This window comes from Dactylosporangium aurantiacum (genome assembly GCF_000716715.1).
GTDB classification, from domain to species: domain Bacteria; phylum Actinomycetota; class Actinomycetes; order Mycobacteriales; family Micromonosporaceae; genus Dactylosporangium; species Dactylosporangium aurantiacum.
This window is the reverse complement of sequence record NZ_JNYJ01000043.1, coordinates 224,251-242,152: the sequence shown is the minus strand read 5'-3', so window position 1 is coordinate 242,152 and position 17,902 is coordinate 224,251. Positions and strand designations below refer to the sequence as shown.

Genomic DNA, 17,902 nt, shown 5'->3' with positions numbered 1-17,902 from the left:
GGTGGCGAAGCTGCCGAAGGGGATGCCCCGGCTGGGGTCGAAGCCTTTGGCGGCGTGGGCGAGGGCGGCCATGCCGGCGGAGACGAGGTCTTCGCGGGACACGTGGGAGGGCAGCCGGCCGAGCATCTCGCGGACCAGGTGGCCGACGAGCGGCAGGTGCGCGCGGACGGCGGCGTCCAGCTCGGCGGGGGTCAGTGCGGTCGCGGCCGGGGTCTGCCCGCGGGTCTCGCGCCGGGCGTCGGGCTGGGCTTCGGTGGTGACGGTCACGGCAACCTCTTCGTGGCAGGAGTTGGTCGATCACCAGACTCGGCAGCCGTGGGTGCAGGCAGCGGTGACGCAAAGTTGCGGGGAGGTTGTACTCAAGGCCCGTATCGACCTGCCGACCTATGTGGGTGAACCGACGAGGACGTGGTGAAGGGCGGCACACGCATGGGGCTGGCGGATCTCGCGAGCATCCTGTGGCGCGAGCGGGAGATGCTGGAGCTGCTGCTGTTCAAGCTCGAGGAGGAGCAGCTCGTGCTGGCCGGCGGGCGCACCCGCTGGCTCGCGCACGCCACCCGCGAGGTCGAGGTCGTGCTGGAGGAGATCCGGCGCACCGAGGTCGTGCGCGCGGCCGAGGTCGAGGCGATCGGCGCCTCCCTCGGGCTGGGCCCCAACCCGAGCCTCACCCAGCTCGCCGAGGCGTCCCCGGCGCCGTGGTCGGACCTGCTCAACCAGCACCGTATGGCGTTCCTGACGCTGACCGCCGAGGTCAGCGCGCTCGCCGAGGCCAACCGCGACATTCTCACCACCGGCGCGCGGGCCGCCCGCGAGACGATGCTGGCCGTCGCCGGATCCGTGGAGACCTACGGGCGGCGGGGGCAGACCGTCGGGTCGGCTCCCCGCACCCGGCTGATTGACGAGGCGATGTAGATGAGCACCTTCTCCGGCCTGAACTCCGCGCTGTCAGCGCTGTACGCGCAGCGCCGGGCGCTGGACATCACCGGCCAGAACATCGCCAACGTCAACACCGAGGGCTACTCACGGCAGCGCGTCGAGCTGTCGCCCGTCGAGAACGTCACCGAGCCGGCCCGGTACTCGCTCAGCAGCGGCGTCGGCGACGGCGTCAGGATCACCGGCGTGACCCGGCTGCACAACGAGTTCATGACCAACCGCACCCGGGCCGAGCACGGGCTCAACGAGTACCTGCAGGCGCAGAAGGTCGTGTACGGCAACATCGAGCAGGCGCTCGGCGAACCCAGCGACACCGGCCTGCAGTCGCAGCTGTCCGACTACTGGAACGCCTGGTCCGACGTGGCGAACCGGCCCGGCGACGCCTCGGCCCGCACCCAGCTGCTGGCGCGCGCCAACACGGTGGCCGGGACGATGCGCACCACCCGGGCCAACCTCGGCGACCTGTACGCCGCGACCCGCGAGCAGCTCGACGCCGACATCGACGTGGTCAACCAGACGACCGCCGGGATCGCCGACCTCAACGCCCGCATCGCCCTGGCCAAGGTCGCCGACATGCCGACCAACGAGCTGTCCGACAAGCGCGACCAGCTGGTGCTGCGGCTGTCGGAGCTGACCGGCGCGACCGCCCGGCAGAAGGAGGACGGCACCACCGACGTGCTGCTCGCCGGCGCCGTCATCGTGCAGGGCGACACGGTGCGGCAGCTCGAGGCGGTCGGCTCCACCACCGTGGACGGCCGCACGGTCGCGCCGCCGCAGGTGCAGTTCGTCGGCGGTCCCGTCGCCGCCATCACCACGGGCCGGATCGCCTCGCGCCTGGAGGCGCTGAACAAGACCGTCCCGGACGCGGTGAAGGGCCTGGACACGGTGGCCGGCCTGCTCATCACGACGGTCAACGCCCAGCACGCCCAGGGCTGGGACATCACCGTCGTGCCGCCGGCCACGACGCCGACACCGGTGCGCGGCGGCGACTTCTTCTCGGGCACGGACGCCCGGGACATCGGCGTGGCGATCAACGACCCGTCGAAGGTCGCCGCGTCCAGCACGGCCACCAACCCGTTCCAGGGGGACAACGCGATCGCGATGGCGAACCTCGCGAAGGACCCGAACGGCGCGGACGTCACGTACCGCAACTTCGTGGTCGACATCGGCGTCGCGGCGCAGACGGTCAACCGGCGCGCCGACGCCCAGCAGGTCATCTCCGACGACGTGAGCGCCGCCGAGCAGGCCGAGTCCGGGGTCAGCCTGGATGAGGAGATGACCAACATGCTGCAGTTCCAGCGGGCGTACGAGGCCGCGGCGAAGGTCATCTCGGTGATCGACACCACGCTGGACTCACTGATCAACATGAAACGGTAGGGGAACGGATGCCCGGCTTCCGCGTCACGGAACGCTCCATGGCCAGCAACACGCTGGCGAACCTGCAGGTGAACCTCGCCCGCAACCAGCAGCTGCAGGAGCAGCTGTCCAGCGGCAAGCTGCTGACCAAGGCGTCGGACTCGCCCGGCGGCGCGGTGATCGCCATGCAGCACCGTGCCGACGTGGCGACGCTGAACCAGTACTCCCGCAACGCCGACGACGGCATCGGCTGGCTGAGCATGGCCGACACCGCGCTGACCAGCGCCTCGACCCAGATGAACCGGGCCCGCGAGCTGGTGCTGTCCGGCCTGTCGAGCGGCTCGGCCGGCAGCGCCGAGGCACGGGAGGCGATCGCGCTGGAGGTCGACAACCTGCGCGAGTCAATGCTCAACCTGGCGAACACCACGTACCTGGACCGGCCGGTCTTCGGCGGCACCACCTCGGGCGCCGTCGCGTACGACAAGAACGGCGTGTACCAGGGCGACGACGGCAAGATCAACCGTTCGATCAGCGGCAACGCCACCGTGCGGGTCGACACCAGCGCCGAGGCGGTCTTCGGGCCCGAGCCCGGCAACGTGTTCAACCTGCTCGGCAAGATCGCCAGCGACCTGCGGACCAACCCCGCCGGGCTGCAGGCCGACCTCGCCGAGGTCGACACGGCGCAGAAACGCATCCAGGCGGGGCTGTCGGGGGTCGGTTCCCGATACAATCAAGTGTCCGAAATGCAGCAAACTGCCCAGAACAGGGTGCTCGATCTGCGGGCGCAGCTGTCCGATGTCGAGGACATCGACCTGCCGAAGACGATCACCGAACTCGCCCTGCAGCAGACCGCCTACCAGGCCGCGCTCGCCGCCACCGCGAAGGTGATCCAGCCGTCGCTGGTGGACTTCCTGCGGTAGGCCGCGCTGCACGCACACACGTGAGGAATCCATGAGCGTCGCTACCGTGGGACACCCAGAGACCACCACGCTGCCGGTGATCGACTTCGTGGCGCCGATGCCGGGCTTCCCGGACGACCGGCGGTTCGTCCTCGTGCGCCTCGAGGACACCGGCATGCTGTACGCGCTCACCTCCGTCGACTCGGCCGGCCTGCGGTTCCTGGTGGTGCCGCCGGCGCAGTTCTTCCCCGACTACGCGCCGGAGATCGACGACGACGCGCTCGCCGCGCTCGGTGCCAGCGACGCGTCCGACCTGCTCGTCCTGCTCGTCGTCACCGCCGGCGACGGCGTGCAGGACGCCACCGTCAACCTGATGGCACCGATCGTGCTCGACCAGCGCAGCCGCCGTGCCGTGCAGCTGATCCTCAGCCGCAGCGGGCTTTCGGTGCGCCAGAAGCTCGTCGTCGCCTGATCGGGGTTCTCGGCCTGCGGAACCGGCATATCGGGTACTGTTCGCGTATCGCCCAGCGAAGGAGCGGCTTGTGCTCGTCCTGACCCGACGTCCCGGGGAAAGCGTGATGGTCGGTGACGACGTCGTCGTCACCGTGCTCGACGTGCGCGGCGACGTGGTGCGGCTGGGCATCAAGGCGCCGCGCAGCATCCAGGTCCACCGCGAAGAGGTCTACCGCGAGCTGCAGAAGGTCAACCGCGAGGCCGCGTCGCCCAGCGACGTCGCCGTGCGGGCCCTCAGCCGCATGCTCCGCGCCGACGTCGAGCAGCAGCAGTAGGACGTCGACCAGCACGACGTCGAGCCGCAGGAAACCGTAGAAAGCCGACTTCTCAGGACGTCTCCGCCGATGCCGATAGGCCGGGTGAGTAACGCCTCGAGAAGGGCACGTCCATGGGCGCGCTGCGCGGATGGGTACGCAACCGGCCGATCGTCGTCAAACTGGGCGCGGTCTTCATCGTCTCGCTGCTCACCGTCGTCTCGCTGCTCGTCGTCGGCGTCCGCGCCCTGTCCGACAGCGAGGTCCGGGCCCGCCAGCTGGAGCGGGTCGGCCAGCTGACCCGGCAGACCCTCGAGGCCGACATGGCCCACGACGCCATCCGTGGCGATGTCCTGCGGATGCTCCTCGCGGTCTCCCGCGGCACCGGCGTCGCCACGGAGGCCACCGGGGTCACCGCAGACCTCGACGAGCACAGCGCGATCCTCGGCGGCGCCGTCACCACCTTCACCGCCCCGGGCATGCACCCCGCCGTGCGCGCCGCCGCGCGGGCCGTCGCCCCGGCCATCACCTCCTACCTCGACCTCGCCCGGCGCACCGTGCGGGCCGCGATCGGCGGCCAGCGGGATCCGGCCGCGTACGCCGATTTCCAGACCGCCTTCTCACAGGTCGAGGAGCAGCTACCGGCGGTCGGCGACGCCCTGGAACAGGTCGCCGCCGCGGCGTCCCGCTCCGTCGGCGACGAACGCGACAGGGCCCTGCTCACCCTGTCCACGGCCGGGGCGCTGGGCATGCTGCTCACCGCGGCGATCAGCTGGCTCGTCACCCGCGGCATCATCGTGCCGCTGCGCGACGTCTCCGTCGTGCTCAACGGCATGGCCGAGGGCGACCTGTCGCAGACCTCGAAGGTCGACTCCACCGACGAGGTCGGCCGGATGGCGCGCGACCTCAACCGCGCCATCGGCAGCGTCCGCGGCACCGTGCAGGCGCTGTCCACCTCGGCGCGCACGGTCGCCACCTCCGCCGAGGAGCTGTCCGGCGCCTCGCAGCGCATCGTCTCCGCCGCCGAGCAGGCCAGCGGCCGGGCCGGCGCGGCCAACCACGCCGCCGGCGAGGTCTCCCAGAACGTCGACACGCTGGCGTCGGCGAGCGAGGAGATGGGCGGCTCCATCGCCGAGATCTCCCGCAACGCCAACGACGCCCTGCGCGTCGCCGGCGACGCGGTCACCATGGCCGACCAGACCAACGCGATGATGTCCCGGCTGGGCGCCTCGTCGGTCGAGATCGGCAACGTGGTCAAGGTGATCACCTCGATCGCCGAACAGACCAACCTCCTCGCCCTCAACGCCACCATCGAGGCCGCCCGCGCCGGCGACGCGGGCAAGGGCTTCGCGGTCGTCGCCGGCGAGGTCAAGGAGCTGGCCCAGGAGACCGCCCGCGCCACCGACGACATCAGCCACCGCGTCGAGCAGATCCAGGCCGACGCCGACCGGGCGATCGAGGCGATCAGCGAGATCGGCTCGATCATCGCCCGCATCAACGACTTCCAGGTCACCATCGCCAGCGCCGTGGAGGAGCAGACCGCCTCGACGCAGGAGAGCAGCCGCACCGTCAGCGACGTCGCCGCCCGTACCGGCGAGATCGCCGCCACCATCGCCGACGTCGCCGACGTGGCCGGCCGCAACACCGCGGAGGCCGGCACGTCGCTGACCGCGGCCCGCCAGCTGGCCGCCATGGCCGAGGACATGAACGCCCTGGTGGCCCGCTTCCGTTTCTGACCGAATCAGCAGACGTCACCGTCTGCCGCGCCCGAGACTTGGACATGCAGTACAGCGACGCCGCACAGCGGACGCTGAGCGCCCCGGACCGCTGGCAGCGGATCACGCCGTTCCTCGCCGTGACGGTCCTCGCCTTCGGCATGGCGCTGTTCCCGCCGAGCCGCACCGCCACCGCGATCGGCGTCGCCGCCCTGGCCGCGGTCTTCGCCGCCCCGCTGCTGCGCGACCCTTCGGTGCTGGAGCACGAGTGGCGCCGCGGGGCGCTCATGTTCGCCCCCGGCGCCCTCGTGGCCACCGCGGCGCAGAGCTCGGTACGCCGCAACCGCGCCGGCGCCGCCGAGCTGGCCGCCCGCACCAGCGAGGCCGGCCGCGAACGCGACTTCAGCCGCGCCGTCCTGGACAGCGCCGGCTTTCTCGTCATCGTCCTGGACACCGACGGCCGCATCACCGCCTCCAACCGCCGCCGCGAGGAACTCACTGGCTACACCGCCGAGGAGGTCGTCGGCCACCCGTTCTGGAGCGCCGGACTGTCCGCCGACGACAACGGCGGCACCGACGACGCCTTCGCCCGCCTCACCGCCGACGCGTTCCCCAACACCTTCGAGAACGACTGGATCGCCGCCGACGGCGCCCGCCAGCGCATCGTGTGGAGCAACACCGCCCTCACCGACGAGCACGGCCGGCTCACCCACGTCATCGGCACCGGCCTCGACGTCACCGCGCAACGTCACACCGAGCGGCTCTTCGCCGACGTCCTGGCCGCCGCCACCGAGCAGTGCATCATCGGCACCGACCGGCGCGGCACCGTCACCGTCTTCAACGCCGGCGCCGAACGCCTCCTGGGCTACCGCGCCGCCGAGGTCGTCGGTGCCGCCACCCTGGACCGCGAACGGGCCGCCGCCGACCGCCTCCGCGCTTCGAGGCCGGCCCGGTGAAGGTCAACGTCCGCCCGGTGCGGCTGCGCGCCGTCGTCTCCGGCGCCCCGGAGGCCCTCGCCGCGGCGCGCCTGCTGCCGCCGCACCGGCCCGCCCGGCTGCCGGTGCGCTGACCCCGCGGGCCGCGGCCCGAGGTCCGGGGACAGCGCACCGGGCGCGTCACCAGCTCGGCTCGCGCCACGGGGTCCGGTTCGGGTCCGGGGCCGGCGTCGAGGCGGGCAGCGCCGGCCGCAGGAACTCGGCGTCACTCACGTGCGCCGCCCATTCGGTGCCGTCGCCGCCGGTCCCGCCCGTCGACAGCACCGCGAAGCACGAGTTCGGCGCCGCGCCGTGCCAGTGCCACTCGCCGGCGTGGACGACCACCGTGTCCCCGGCGCCGACCTCGAGGACCGGGCCGCCGCGGCGCTGCACGCGGCCCGCACCGTACAGCACGTGCAGCACCCGGCCGTGCGGGTCGCGGTGCCAGGCCGTCCGGGCGCCCGGGCTGAATTGCGCGCTGTAGGTCCGCAGGTGGGACGGTTCGGTGAGGACGGATTCGGTGCCGATCCAGACGCCGCCGGTGTACCTGTCCCGGGGCGCCGGCCGGTGTTTGCCGTGTGCGCGTACCACATCCATGCCAGGCCTCTCGGTCATCGGTCGGCGATCCACGCGACGTCGGCGGGGCCGGCCGGCGCGGCGTGCTCACCGATCCGGATCAGGTCGTCGTCGGTCATCGGGTCGGCCGGCAGCGCCGTGCCGAGCACCGTGAGCTTCCGGCCGTCGCCGAGGTCGACGACGAGGTACCGCATGTCCAGCGGCCGGTCGGTGCGGGCCACGAGCCGCGCCGGGTGCCCGTTGACGGTCAGGCTCCGCCCGCCGGCCGGTGCCGTGGTCGTCGGGCTCAGGTACACGGTGACGCTCTGCTGGCTGGTGGCGGTGCCGTCCGGGTTGCGTGGCCGCCCGGCGTTGAGCCTGGCCATCCACGAGGCCGGCGAGTCACCGCTGACCTCCCCGTTGATGACGCGCATGCCGTCGGGCAGCCAGTCCACCCGCAGCGGCACCCGCAGCGGGGTCACGTCGGACTGCACCGACCGGGCGATCCGCAGCATGTCCTGCTCGGACAGGTTCAGCTCGCGCTGGGTCACCGACACGACCGTGTCGGCGCCGGCCCGCCATTCCACGTACGGCTTGTCGCCGGCGTGGTAGTAGCCCACCGTGCCGTTGATGTCGACCGGGACGCCGGTGTTGGCCAGCGGGTCGTCGGCGCCGCTGGCCTGCCGCATGCTCAGGAGGAGCGTGCGGCGCGCCCCGGCGCCGTCGGTGCCGACCGGCTGGTCGGTCCAGACGCGCAGCACGCTGGCCGGCGAGCCGTTCCCGTTCGCCACGGGCTGTGCGACGCGGATCCGTTCGGTGAGGCCGGCCGGCAGCCAGGTGGGGCGGTACCGCAGCGCGACCGGCGGGAACGTCGGGGTCCCTTCGGTGCCGGCCGGGGCGGCCGAGGGCGGCTGCGCCGCCGGCTGCGACGCTGCGCCGTCCGGGGCGTCGCGCAGGCCGAGCGCCGGCACCGTCAGGACCGCGGCGACGGCGGCGGCCGCGGCGACCGTCGCGAGCGTCTGGTACCTGCGTCGGCGGGTCCGGCGGGCGGCCCGCGCCGGCAGCTCGGACAGCAGCCGGTCGGGCCGGTGCGCCCGCTCCGCCTGGCGCTGCTGGGCCGCCCGGATCAGGTCCTCGATGGGGGTGGTCATGCCTGGTCTCCTGTCATGACTCGAGCGGCCGGAAACGCCTCGCGCAGCGTCGCCAGCGCGCGGGCTAGGTAGGTGCGGACCGTGACCGGCCGGCAGCCCATGAGGTCGGCGATCTGGTCGATGGACATGTCCTCGTAGAAGCGCAACGCGACGACCGCCCGCTGCCGGGGCGTCAGCGCGGCGATGAGCCGCAGCATCGCGTCGCGTTCGTCCCGCGGCCCGCTGGGGTCCGGCGCCGGCGCCGTCATGGTGTCCAGCGACTCGCGGGCCAGCGGGATGAGCTGCGCCGCCCGGCGCCGCCGCCAGGACAGGAACTCGTTGACCACCATGCGCTTGAGGTACAGCTCCGGCGCGTCGAGCCGCCCGATCCGCGACCAGCGCGCCCCCGCCTTGATCAGCACGTCCTGGGTGATGTCCTGGGCCAGGTCCGCGTCACAGGTCACCACCGTCGCGTAGCGCACCAGGACCCCGAGCCGGGCCGCCACGAACTCTTCGAACGTCACGTCATCGCGCCTTCCGGATGCGTCCAACGGGTCAGCCCTAACACGCATCCGACCCGGCGCTTTGATGACAGCGCACGGAAGCGAAAAACGGCGGCGGCCACGCCCGGGGTGAACCGGACATGACCGCCGCCGCAGCGGGGAGGACGACCTACACGGCGAGGTCGTACTGGTACAGGTTGTACTTCGTCATCAGGTTGACCAGCTTCGTGGTGTACAGCGGGTCGGTGGCGTAGCCGCCCTTGTGCACCTCGGCGACGAACTGGTTCGGGTTGTTCGTGTAGTTGAAGGCGGCCGCGTAACGGCTCAGGTTCTTCAGCGCCATGCCGTGGTCGGTGAAGGAGGCGGTGGCGGTGGCGTACGTGCGGAACGTCGCGACCGTCGTGCTGCACACGCCCGCGGCGTTGCACTCCTGGGTGCTGTACGACCTGCAGCCAGCGGCGTACGAGCCGGGCGCGTTGTTGAAGCACTTCATGCCGAAGAAGTTGCGGTCGTTGGCGGACAGCGAGCTGCGGCCCCAGCCGGACTCGAGGATCGCCTGGGCGAGCGTGACCGACGTCGGCACGCGGGTATCGCGCTGGCTCTGCTGGGCGGCGGGGATGGACGCGGCCAGGAACTGCTCGTTGGTCATGTTCCCGGTCGGGCCCATCGGCACGGTCGAGACGGGCGCGGCCACCACGGTCGGCGCCGGTGCCGGGGCGGGCGGGTCGGCCTTGCAGGTGGGCAGCTTCGGGTTGCCGGACACGTACGCGTGGGAGATGAAGTCACCGAGCGCGAGGCGGTCCCACTGGGCGGTGCGGCGCACGTTGCCACGCAGGTACTGGCCGCTGACCTTGCAGGTGACCGTGACCTTCTGCTTGTTCTTGAGCTTCCGGGTCTGTGTGAACCAGTTGGCGGCGCCGTTGCGGGCGGCAAGGCTGCCGTTGACACGGACGGAGACGACGGCCGCGTCGGCCGGGGCGGCGGCCACGACGAGCGTCGTCGCCGTCGCGGCCAGCGCCATCGCGGGCACGAAGAGGTAGGTGCTGAGTTTGCGCAACATGAACTGATCTCCCATGAGGGGTGGGTGGTCCCCTCAAAGGTCGTCAGTCCGGGTAGCGCGGCCAGGTCCCCGCCGGGTGCCGGGGCGTTGCGGCCGTCCACTGCGGGCAGTGGGTCAGTTGGTGCCGTACTGCTGCTTGAGCGTCAGGTAGTCGCCGAGCCCGAGTCCGCGGTACGCCGTGGAGCAGTCCGGGAGCCCGTCGGTCATCGTCTGGGTGCCGTGCTCGGCGAACGGCACGTGCCCGAGCCCGAAGGCGTGCCCGAACTCGTGGGTCACGGTGCCCTCCAGGTCCCACCGCGACGCGCAGTCCGCCGGTGTCGTGGTGAAGAACAGCCCCTCGGTGTCGTCGATGAGGATGTCGGCCTCGACGCTGCGGCCGTTCTCCTTGCCGCCGAACCACCAGATGCAGGTGACGGCGAGCAGCCCCTGCTCCAGCCGCCCGAACGAGACGGCGTTGTGTCCGTCGCGCTCGCCGCAGCCGCCCGCCGCGGTCACGCCCGCACGGTGGTCGGTGCGGCCGGCGTACGACTCGTCGATGCCGAGGTTCGCGGGCAGCCCGCAGTCGTTGCGCCCGGTGTCCACCGTGGTCGCGGCGCTGCGCAGCGACTGGACGACCCTCGCGCGGTCGCCGAGGTACGCGGGGATCGTCTGCTCGTTGACCCGCCACCGCAGCTGGTTGCGCCAGCGCATGCCGAGCCACGTCCCGGCCGGGTCGGCGCACCGCCCGCCGCTGTCCGCGGCGCCCGCGGGCTCGCCGACCGGTGGACCCGGGATGACCGGCAACCAGCCACGCGCGACAGCGGAGCGTGACACGCTCACCGACGCCACCGGGGCCGTCAATGAACCGGCCACGAGGACCAGCACGAGCAGCTTTGCCAGACCAGTGTCGATCTTTGGCACAGACCCATTCTGATCCGCGCGCCACCCCGAAGGGGTGACTTTCCGCAAACAAGGTGCCGACATGGCTCGCTGGATGCCCTTCTGCCGCCTTCCGACACCTGCGCGGCAACCCCATGTCAGGCGTTCATCCCCCGCTCACCGCACCCCCACGGGACAGCGCCGGCCGGTCACGTTCCGTCATGCTGGACGTACCGAACGCCACCTCGAAGGAGTTGAGAATGACCAACCTGATCGCCAGGCTGCACGCCCGTCTCGTGCGCGACGACCGCGGCGCCGCCACCCTCGACGTCGGCCTCGCCGCCGTCCTGGTCGGCGTCACGTCCGTGGCCGCGATCACCCTCCTCGGCGGCGACGTCACCACCTGGTAGCCACCGCGCGGCCGCGGGACCGGCTACGCGGGCTGACCGGCCGCCTGGTTCGGCGACCCGGTGTCGAGGTCCCGGAACCGGGCGACGCCGCTGTCCTCGACCGTGGCCCGGCACGGCCCGGTGCAGCCTTCCCGGGTGTCCGGCATCTCGTCGCACGACGGAGCGGCCGTGGACGCCGCGCCGCCGGCCGGCCGCAGCCCCCGCACGATGTCGTCGATCCGGCCGTGCCAGCCCTCGTACCCGGCGCCCCCGTGCTCCAGGTGCATGACGTACCGGATCTGCCCCGGCGTCAGTCCCCGGTCGTGGAACGCGAGCACCTGGTCCCGCCAGGCGATCGCCGTCTCGGCCCCGGCGTACGCCTCGGCCTGCTGCACGCTCAGCCGCGCCGAGTCGACCTGGACGGCCAGCTGCCGCTCGGCCAGCACCAGCTGCTGGCGCATCAGCTCCACCTGGTCCTGCGCCGAGCGCGACTGCTTCCGGGCGGCGGCTGCCTGGACGAGCGCGAACACCGCCGCCAACAGACCGGCAAGACCGGCCACCAGACTGGCGGTCTCCAGGGCGATCGTCATTCGCACGTCCTCCCCGCGCGGCGGTCACGGCACCGCAGCCATCATTGGCCACCACGCCAACCGCCGCAACGCCCTGCCCGCGCGCCGTGAGGTACACGACCGTCGTTGGGCTCAGCTCGGCGTCGCCGGACGACGAAAAGCGCGGACCGGCAAGGGGGAGCCGGTCCGCGCTTCGGTATCAGGGTCAGGCGGCGTCCGCCGAGACCAGCAGGCCCTGGTTGACGGCGGCCATCAGGGCCTGGGAGCGGTTGTTGACCCGCAGCTTGCTGTACAGGCGGGAGACGTACGTCTTCACGGTGGCCTCGGAGACAGCGAGGCGCTGGGCGATCGTCGGCAGGCTCAGGCCGTCGCGCATGAGGGACAGGACCTCCTGCTCGCGCTGGCTGAGCAGGCCGGTCTGGCCGCGGCGGCGGGACAGGGCGGAGGACAGGCCGGGCGCGGTGAAGGAGTGCGGGGCGACCGCGGCATGGCGGATCGCGGCGAGGACGGCGGGGATGGGGGCGGCCTTGGTGACGTAGGCGGACAGGCCGGCGTCGAGGGCGCGGTACAGCAGGTTGTCGTCGCTGACCGCGCTGAGCAGCACGACGCCGAGGTCGGGGTTGGTGACGCGGAGGCGGCGGGCGAGGCTGATGCCGTCGCTGTCGGCGAGGGAGGCGTCGATGGTGACCACGCCGGCGCGGGTCTCGGCGACGACCCGTTCCGCCTCGGCGGCGCTGCCGGCCTCGCCGACCAGGGTGATGTCCGGCACGGTCGCCACGACACGGTTGAGGCCGAGTCGGAGAAGGACGTGTTCATCGACGGCGACCAGTCGGATCGTCATCTGGGCTCCTCGGGAAGGTGTGCCGTGGCCTGCACGTTTACGGCGTGGATCATTGCCAGGTAAGCGTGGCAGGGCGCGCCGCCGGGTCGCCAGGTGCTGCAATGGACCTGCCCTCGTCGGCAACCGTGCTGCACCGCAGGACAATCGGACACCGGTGGACAACGTCCGCTCCTGCGGTGGATTCACCGGGGGAGCGCTCAGGGGCGCGGCAGCGTGACGCGCACGGTGGTGCCGCCGCCCGGGGTCTCGTCGATGACGAGGGTGGCGCCGTGCGCCTCCACGATGCGCTGGCAGGTGGCCAGGCCGATGCCGGAGCCCTCGACGTCGGCGCGCAGCCGGGTGAACATCTCCAGCACGCGCGGCCGGTCCTCGGCGGGGATGCCGATGCCGTTGTCGGCGACCGCGATCGTCCAGCCGTCCGGGGTCTCCTCGCCGGTGACGGTGATCCGGCAGTCGCGGTCGCGGCGGCGGAACTTGAGCGCGTTGCTCAGCAGGTTCTGGATGAGCACGCGCAGCTGGGTGGCGTCGCCGTGCGCGACGGGCAGCGGGCCGACGTCCACCGTCGCCCGGGCGGCCGAGATCGCGGCGCTGACGTCGTCGACGACCTGCTGCGTGAGGGAGCCCAGGTCGACCGGGGCGAAGGACGGGCGTCCACCGAGCGCCGCGTGTGACAGGACGTCCTCGATCATGCGCCACATCCGGGTCGCGGAGGACAGGGCCCGGTCGATGCAGCGTTTCGCGGTGGGGTCGGCGACGACCGTGTCGATCTCGGCGAGCATGGCCACGAAGCCGAGCACGCCGGTGAGCGGGTTCTTCAGGTCGTGGCTGACCTGGCCGGCGAAGTGCTGCAGGGAGGCGTTGGAGCGCTGCAGCTCGACGGTGGTGCGCCGCACCTTGTCGAGGGCCTCCTGCAGCAGCTGGCCGTGCCGGTGCAGGTCCATCACGTCCATGACCATCCGGGCCAGCTTGTCGAGGCCCTCGCGCTGCTGCGGGGTGAGGTCGTGCGGCCGCTGGTCGAAGACGCACAGTGTGCCCAGCACGTGGCCGTCGCGGTCGCGCAGGTGCGCGGAGGCGTAGAAGCGCACGTCGTCGATCTCGCCGGTGACGAACGGGTTGCGTGCGAAGCGCGGGTCGAGGGTCGCGTCACGCACGACGACGGTCTCCGCCTCGACGATGCTGACCGCGCACATGGAGTCCCCGCGGTCGCAGACGCCGGCCTCGAAGCCGTAGGCGGCCAGCTGGTGCTGCTGGGTCGCGGAGATGAGGTTGACGACCGCGTTCGGCACGCCGCACACGTACGCGGCGAGCTCGACGACCGACGGCAGGTCCGGCAGCGGGGGAGCGCCGATGACGCCGTAGTCGGCGAGGGACCGCAGCCGTTCCTGCTCGTCGGTTGGGACCGGGTACGCGCGCGTCGTCGTGCTCGTCATGATCTCGACCATAGGCGCGCCAAGTTGCGGGTCAGCCCAGTTCGTACTCCAGCACCAGGGTGTGCGCGCCGTCCTCGGCGACGACGATCTCGCCGGCGCCGCTGAGGCCGGTCAGCTCGCCGGTGCCGGTGTCGGGCACGACCGTCCACGAACCGCCGCGCCGGCCGCCGGATCCGGACGCGGTGTGGTGCAGCACGAACGTGCCGGTGCGGCCCTGCAGCGTCCCGGTGAAGCGCTCGAACCCGACGTACGCCGCGGACCCTTCGACCTCGGCGCGGCACATCAGCGTCTCGGCCTCGCTGGTGCCGGTGAAGTCGCCGGTGAACGTCTTGGTGATCCTGGTGCGCGACAGGCGGGCGCCGGGGCGCTCGTCGTACACGTCCTCGGCCCAGCTGTCGATGTCGAACGGCGCGACGGCCCTGTTTCCCATGTACGGCAGTCTGCCGCGGGCGCCTGACAGCCTGTGTCAGGAATGCGGGGTGGAGTGCGGCAGCGTGATGGTCACCGTGACCCGGTGCTCCTGCACCGCGGTGACCATGCCGCCGCCGTGCCGGGCGGCGATCTCCCGGCCCAGCATGAGCGCCAGCGCGCCGGTGCGGTGCTCGCCCGGATGCTCGGGGTGCGGGATGCGCATCGACAGCAGTCGCTCGGCGCTGAGCGGGCCGGTGACCGTCGCGGTGACCTGGACGGTCCAGGTCCCCGCGCTCCGGGACGCGGCGACGGTGATCGGCCGGTCGGCGTCGTTGACCACGCCCGCGACGTCGACCGCGGTGCGCAGCAACTGGCGCAGCAGCGGTTCGTCGCCGAAGAGATGGGCCGCCGACGGTACGTGCAGCGCCACCGCGAGCCCGCCGGTGACCTCGGCGAGCAGCGGCTGCAGGTCGACCCGGACCGCGTCGAGGGGCACCTCGGCGGCCTCCAGCTCGGCCAGCAGCATCAGGTCTGCGACGGTGAGCTGCATGCGCTCGGCGTTGCGCCGGATCGCGGTGAGGGCCGAGTGCCGGTCGCCCGGGTCGAGCGTGAGGACGTCGTCGGCGGCGTCGAGCATGTTCGCGAACGTGATGATCGACGTCAGCGGGGTGCGCAGCTCGTGCGCGGCCACCCGGATGAACTCGGTGCGCAGCTCGTGCATGCCCCGCCCGGCCGGCGCGCCGGCCGGTGCGGTGGTCGCTGTGGCGGTGTCGTCGGCGATGAGCACCCCCTCGGTCCTGGCGGAAACGTTACAGGACATGTCATTACATTGCGTAGTATATGTGTGTACCGACGGTAAGCGACGGATGTCGCGACGCCTGCCGGCCGAGGAGAGCTTTGCGTGGAGAGACCGACCGTCTGGTTGACACGGGCCTTATCGAGGGCGCCGTGGTCGACCTGGTGGTCCGTGCCGCGAACGCGACCACCGTGGTGGACGCGCAGCGTCTCGTCGCGCGGCTGCGGGGCTTCTCCGGGGTGCGCTCCGCCGAGATCGTCCCCGCGCTGACCCCGGTCGTCGGCGAGCTGGACCTGCTGGAGCGGCTGCCGGTCGGGCCGGCGCAGTGGGGACAGGAGCTGCGCGTCGAGTTCAGCGCCGCGCCGGCGCGCAGCGAGCTGCTCGCCGCCGCCGCGGAGATCGCCGCCGCCGCCGACCGCGCCCTGGCCCAGCCGTGCCGGGCGGTGCCGCCGCCGCCGATGCTCGGCTCTCCCCTCGCGTGGGCGATCACCACCGGCGCCCGGGCGATGATCGTGACCGTCGACCCGTCCCGCGGGTGGAGCGCGCTGTCCGACTCGTTCACCGCGGTCCTCGGCTACGACCGGCACAGACCCGGCGACTACCGCATCGTCGACCTGATCCACCCCGACGACCGGCCCGCGGCCGTCGCCATGTTCCTCACCTGCTGCGCCGGCCGGCACCCGGCCGGCACGGTCGACCTGCGGCTGTGCACCGCCACCGGGCGGTGGCGCACCATCGAGGTCGCCGCCCGCAGCTTTGTCGACGACCCCGACGTCGGCGCGGTCGCCTTCTTCGGCATCGACGTGACCCGCCAGCGCGAGACCGAGCGGACCGCGCGCGTGGAGCAGCAGCGCCTCGCCCGGCTCGTGGAGACGATGGGCGACGGGCTGCTGCTGCTCGACGAGGCCGGCCGGGTCGTGCTGGCCAACCTCGCCGCGCACCGGCTGCTGGACACCGGGATGGCCGGCCCCGCCGGCGAGCACGAGGACGACCCCCTGGACTGGGCCGCGGTGATCGGCCGGGTGATCGACCGGCTCGGCCCCGGCTCGCCGCGGGTGGAGCGGCTGCGTGAGGCGTTCGGCCTGCGCACCGCGATCGTCGGCGAGGAGTTCCCGTTCGCCGACGGCCGGGTCCTGGAGGTCGACCTGGTGCCGGTGGCCGGCCCCGGCGAGTCGGACTCCGGCACGCTCGTGCACATCCGCGACGTCACCGCCAGGGTCGCGGTCCGCCGCGGCCTGGAGGAGCGCAGCCGCGGCCTGGAGGAGCGCAACCAGGCGCTGATCGAGGCGACCGCGCTCAACAACGAGTTCGTCGCCACCGTCTCGCACGAGCTGCGCGGCCCGCTGTCCTCGGTCGTCGCGTTCGCGCACCTGCTCGGCGACGCCACCACCGGCGAGCTGTCCGAGGACCAGCGCACGTATCTCGACGTGATCGACCGCAACGCCAACCGGCTGCTGCGCCTCATCGAGGACCTGCTGCTGCTGTCCCGGCTGGAGGCCCGCACCCTGCAGCTCAAGCCGATGCCGACCCGCCTGCCCGACCTGCTCGCGGTCGCCGTCGCGGAGCGGACCCCGGCGGCGCTCGCGGCCGGGCTGGAGCTGGTGCTCGAGTGCACCGACGGGCCGGAGCTGGTCTGCGACGACACCCGGCTGCACCAGGTGGTGGACAACCTGATCAGCAACGCGGTCAAGTTCACGCCGAGCGGCGGGCAGGTCACCGTGCGGGCCGGGCCCGCCGGCGACGGCTGGACGGTCGCCGTGGCGGACTCCGGGGTCGGCATCCCGGCGGCGGACCTGCCCAGGCTCTTCAGCGCATTCTTCCGCGGCTCCAACGTCGCCGCGGCGGTCGGGCGGCAGGTCATGCCCGGCACCGGGCTCGGGCTCGTGGTGAGCCGGGCCATCGTCGAACTGCACGGCGGCGGCATCAGCGTCGCCAGCACCGAAGGGGTCGGCACGACGGTCACGCTGTCGTTGCCTTCGCGACCAGCACGAAACGGGGGATGATCGTGAGCCGGCTTCTCGTCGTCGAGGACGATCCAGATATCGCCATGGCACTGCGGCTGCTGCTGACGCGGGCCGGGCACCAGGTCGCACACGCCAAGGACGGCAGGACGGGGCTCAGGGACGCCTACACGGAGCGTCCGGAGCTGGTGATCCTCGACATCGGCCTGCCCGGCATGGACGGCTGGCAGGTGTTGGAGCGGCTGCGGGACGTCAGTGACGTGCCGGTGCTGCTGCTGACCGCGCACGGGCAGGAGTCCGACAAGGTGCGCGGGCTGCGCGGCGGCGCCGACGACTACCTCACCAAGCCGTTCACCAACGCCGAGCTGGTGGCGAGGGTGGAGGCGCTGCTGCGGCGCAGCGCCGGGCCGGCGTCGTGGGCCGACGAGGTGTACGACGACGGCGTCCTGCGCATCGACCCGGCCGCCCGGCGCACGTTCGTCGCCGGCGAGGAGGTGCGCCTGACGCCGACGGAGTTCCGGCTGCTCAACGTGCTCGTCCGGCACGCCGGCGCGGTGCTGTCGCCCAACCAGCTGCTGGCGCAGGCGTGGGACGACCCGACCGGCATCGGGCCGGAGCGGGTCAAGTTCGCGGTGCTGCGGCTGCGTCGCAAGCTCGGCTGGACCGACCCCGACGCCTCGCCGATCGAGTCGGTGCGCGGGTTCGGGTACCGCTACCGCCGCCCGGTGCTCGACCGCGCCGGTGAGTGAAGCGGG

The 17,902-nt window shown here is 72.5% G+C and carries 21 protein-coding genes; 10 read left to right on the top strand and 11 right to left on the bottom strand.

Features of this window, described 5'->3' with window-relative positions; translation table 11 throughout:
- Positions 1-195: sigma factor (locus OP18_RS55980; protein WP_281179560.1), on the bottom strand; the 195-nt coding region annotated here is incomplete at its 3' end.
- A gap of 216 nt (positions 196-411) precedes the next feature.
- Here OP18_RS55980 and flgN point away from each other — a divergent pair.
- The 7 genes from flgN (at position 412) to OP18_RS38755 (ending at position 6,626) form a co-directional block, all read left to right on the top strand.
- Entirely contained in the window at positions 412-912 is a 501-nt protein-coding gene (flgN, locus tag OP18_RS38785) for a flagellar export chaperone FlgN (RefSeq protein WP_245635669.1), read from the top strand.
- The gene (gene flgK / locus OP18_RS38780; protein WP_033364118.1) at positions 913-2,310 is read left to right on the top strand and encodes a flagellar hook-associated protein FlgK; all 1,398 of its coding nucleotides are present in this window, start codon (positions 913-915) and stop codon (positions 2,308-2,310) included.
- A gap of 8 nt (positions 2,311-2,318) precedes the next feature.
- On the top strand, positions 2,319-3,209 hold the full coding sequence (gene flgL, locus OP18_RS38775; protein WP_033364117.1) for a flagellar hook-associated protein FlgL: 891 nt from the start codon (positions 2,319-2,321) through the stop codon (positions 3,207-3,209).
- Between the two features lie 46 nt (positions 3,210-3,255).
- On the top strand, positions 3,256-3,660 hold the full coding sequence (gene fliW / locus OP18_RS38770) for a flagellar assembly protein FliW (protein ID WP_245635668.1): 405 nt from the start codon (positions 3,256-3,258) through the stop codon (positions 3,658-3,660).
- Between the two features lie 70 nt (positions 3,661-3,730).
- Positions 3,731-3,976 (top strand): carbon storage regulator CsrA, encoded by a 246-nt coding sequence (csrA, locus tag OP18_RS62090; RefSeq protein ID WP_033364115.1) that lies wholly within the window; start codon positions 3,731-3,733, stop codon positions 3,974-3,976.
- A gap of 113 nt (positions 3,977-4,089) precedes the next feature.
- Positions 4,090-5,691 (top strand): methyl-accepting chemotaxis protein, encoded by a 1,602-nt coding sequence (locus OP18_RS38760; protein ID WP_033364114.1) that lies wholly within the window; start codon positions 4,090-4,092, stop codon positions 5,689-5,691.
- A 44-nt stretch (positions 5,692-5,735) separates the two neighbouring features.
- Positions 5,736-6,626: a PAS domain-containing protein gene (locus OP18_RS38755; RefSeq protein ID WP_033364113.1), complete on the top strand. Its 891-nt coding sequence runs from the start codon at positions 5,736-5,738 to the stop codon at positions 6,624-6,626.
- A gap of 159 nt (positions 6,627-6,785) precedes the next feature.
- Here the strand turns inward: OP18_RS38755 and OP18_RS38750 are convergent, their stop codons facing one another.
- The 5 genes from OP18_RS38750 to OP18_RS38730 form a co-directional block, all read right to left on the bottom strand.
- On the bottom strand, positions 6,786-7,241 hold the full coding sequence (locus OP18_RS38750; protein ID WP_081971468.1) for a cupin domain-containing protein: 456 nt from the start codon (positions 7,239-7,241) through the stop codon (positions 6,786-6,788).
- Positions 7,242-7,255: 14 nt separating this feature from the next.
- Positions 7,256-8,350, bottom strand: a complete 1,095-nt coding sequence (locus tag OP18_RS38745) for a hypothetical protein (RefSeq protein ID WP_033364112.1) — start codon at positions 8,348-8,350, stop codon at positions 7,256-7,258.
- A complete protein-coding gene (locus tag OP18_RS38740; protein ID WP_033364111.1) occupies positions 8,347-8,853 on the bottom strand; it encodes a SigE family RNA polymerase sigma factor in 507 nt (168 codons plus the stop codon). The genes OP18_RS38745 and OP18_RS38740 overlap by 4 nt, the downstream gene beginning before the upstream one ends.
- 148 nt (positions 8,854-9,001) lie before the next feature.
- A complete protein-coding gene (gene gsmA / locus OP18_RS53665) occupies positions 9,002-9,892 on the bottom strand; it encodes a sporangiospore maturation cell wall hydrolase GsmA (RefSeq protein WP_081971480.1) in 891 nt (296 codons plus the stop codon).
- 114 nt (positions 9,893-10,006) lie between these two features.
- Positions 10,007-10,792: a zinc metalloprotease gene (locus tag OP18_RS38730; RefSeq protein WP_156090089.1), complete on the bottom strand. Its 786-nt coding sequence runs from the start codon at positions 10,790-10,792 to the stop codon at positions 10,007-10,009.
- Between the two features lie 218 nt (positions 10,793-11,010).
- On the opposite strand from OP18_RS38730, the gene OP18_RS59260 reads away from it, so the two are divergent.
- Positions 11,011-11,160: a hypothetical protein gene (locus OP18_RS59260; protein WP_169788985.1), complete on the top strand. Its 150-nt coding sequence runs from the start codon at positions 11,011-11,013 to the stop codon at positions 11,158-11,160.
- A 23-nt stretch (positions 11,161-11,183) separates the two neighbouring features.
- Here OP18_RS59260 and OP18_RS38725 read toward each other — a convergent pair whose 3' ends face one another.
- From OP18_RS38725 to OP18_RS38705, 5 genes are all read right to left on the bottom strand, one after another.
- Positions 11,184-11,729 (bottom strand): hypothetical protein, encoded by a 546-nt coding sequence (locus OP18_RS38725; RefSeq protein WP_033364109.1) that lies wholly within the window; start codon positions 11,727-11,729, stop codon positions 11,184-11,186.
- A gap of 184 nt (positions 11,730-11,913) precedes the next feature.
- The gene (locus OP18_RS38720; RefSeq protein ID WP_033364108.1) at positions 11,914-12,549 is read right to left on the bottom strand and encodes a response regulator transcription factor; all 636 of its coding nucleotides are present in this window, start codon (positions 12,547-12,549) and stop codon (positions 11,914-11,916) included.
- Positions 12,550-12,746: 197 nt separating this feature from the next.
- Entirely contained in the window at positions 12,747-13,979 is a 1,233-nt protein-coding gene (locus tag OP18_RS38715) for a sensor histidine kinase (RefSeq protein WP_081971479.1), read from the bottom strand.
- Between the two features lie 31 nt (positions 13,980-14,010).
- Positions 14,011-14,409: a DUF3224 domain-containing protein gene (locus OP18_RS38710; RefSeq protein ID WP_052387967.1), complete on the bottom strand. Its 399-nt coding sequence runs from the start codon at positions 14,407-14,409 to the stop codon at positions 14,011-14,013.
- A gap of 36 nt (positions 14,410-14,445) precedes the next feature.
- Positions 14,446-15,210: a sensor histidine kinase gene (locus tag OP18_RS38705; RefSeq protein WP_081971467.1), complete on the bottom strand. Its 765-nt coding sequence runs from the start codon at positions 15,208-15,210 to the stop codon at positions 14,446-14,448.
- A 128-nt stretch (positions 15,211-15,338) separates the two neighbouring features.
- On the opposite strand from OP18_RS38705, the gene OP18_RS53660 reads away from it, so the two are divergent.
- Complete coding sequence (locus OP18_RS53660) at positions 15,339-17,189, top strand: PAS domain-containing sensor histidine kinase (protein ID WP_052387966.1); 1,851 nt, start codon at positions 15,339-15,341, stop codon at positions 17,187-17,189.
- On the top strand, positions 17,186-17,896 hold the full coding sequence (locus OP18_RS38695) for a response regulator transcription factor (protein WP_239135998.1): 711 nt from the start codon (positions 17,186-17,188) through the stop codon (positions 17,894-17,896). The genes OP18_RS53660 and OP18_RS38695 overlap by 4 nt, the downstream gene beginning before the upstream one ends.
- Positions 17,897-17,902: the final 6 nt, after the last annotated feature.

Bases quoted from the DNA above. Each gene is read 5' to 3' on its own strand.
- flgK (WP_033364118.1), top strand. From the start codon at position 913: ATGAGCACCTTCTCCGGCCTGAACTCCGCGCTGTCAGCGCTGTACGCG.
- flgL (WP_033364117.1), top strand. From the start codon at position 2,319: ATGCCCGGCTTCCGCGTCACGGAACGCTCCATGGCCAGCAACACGCTG.
- OP18_RS38760 (WP_033364114.1), top strand. From the start codon at position 4,090: ATGGGCGCGCTGCGCGGATGGGTACGCAACCGGCCGATCGTCGTCAAA.
- OP18_RS38755 (WP_033364113.1), top strand. From the start codon at position 5,736: ATGCAGTACAGCGACGCCGCACAGCGGACGCTGAGCGCCCCGGACCGC.
- OP18_RS38750 (WP_081971468.1), bottom strand. From the start codon at position 7,241: ATGGATGTGGTACGCGCACACGGCAAACACCGGCCGGCGCCCCGGGAC.
- OP18_RS38745 (WP_033364112.1), bottom strand. From the start codon at position 8,350: ATGACCACCCCCATCGAGGACCTGATCCGGGCGGCCCAGCAGCGCCAG.
- gsmA (WP_081971480.1), bottom strand. From the start codon at position 9,892: ATGTTGCGCAAACTCAGCACCTACCTCTTCGTGCCCGCGATGGCGCTG.
- OP18_RS59260 (WP_169788985.1), top strand. From the start codon at position 11,011: ATGACCAACCTGATCGCCAGGCTGCACGCCCGTCTCGTGCGCGACGAC.
- OP18_RS38725 (WP_033364109.1), bottom strand. From the start codon at position 11,729: ATGACGATCGCCCTGGAGACCGCCAGTCTGGTGGCCGGTCTTGCCGGT.
- OP18_RS38720 (WP_033364108.1), bottom strand. From the start codon at position 12,549: ATGACGATCCGACTGGTCGCCGTCGATGAACACGTCCTTCTCCGACTC.
- OP18_RS38715 (WP_081971479.1), bottom strand. From the start codon at position 13,979: ATGACGAGCACGACGACGCGCGCGTACCCGGTCCCAACCGACGAGCAG.
- OP18_RS38710 (WP_052387967.1), bottom strand. From the start codon at position 14,409: ATGGGAAACAGGGCCGTCGCGCCGTTCGACATCGACAGCTGGGCCGAG.
- OP18_RS38705 (WP_081971467.1), bottom strand. From the start codon at position 15,210: ATGTCCTGTAACGTTTCCGCCAGGACCGAGGGGGTGCTCATCGCCGAC.
- OP18_RS38695 (WP_239135998.1), top strand. From the start codon at position 17,186: ATGATCGTGAGCCGGCTTCTCGTCGTCGAGGACGATCCAGATATCGCC.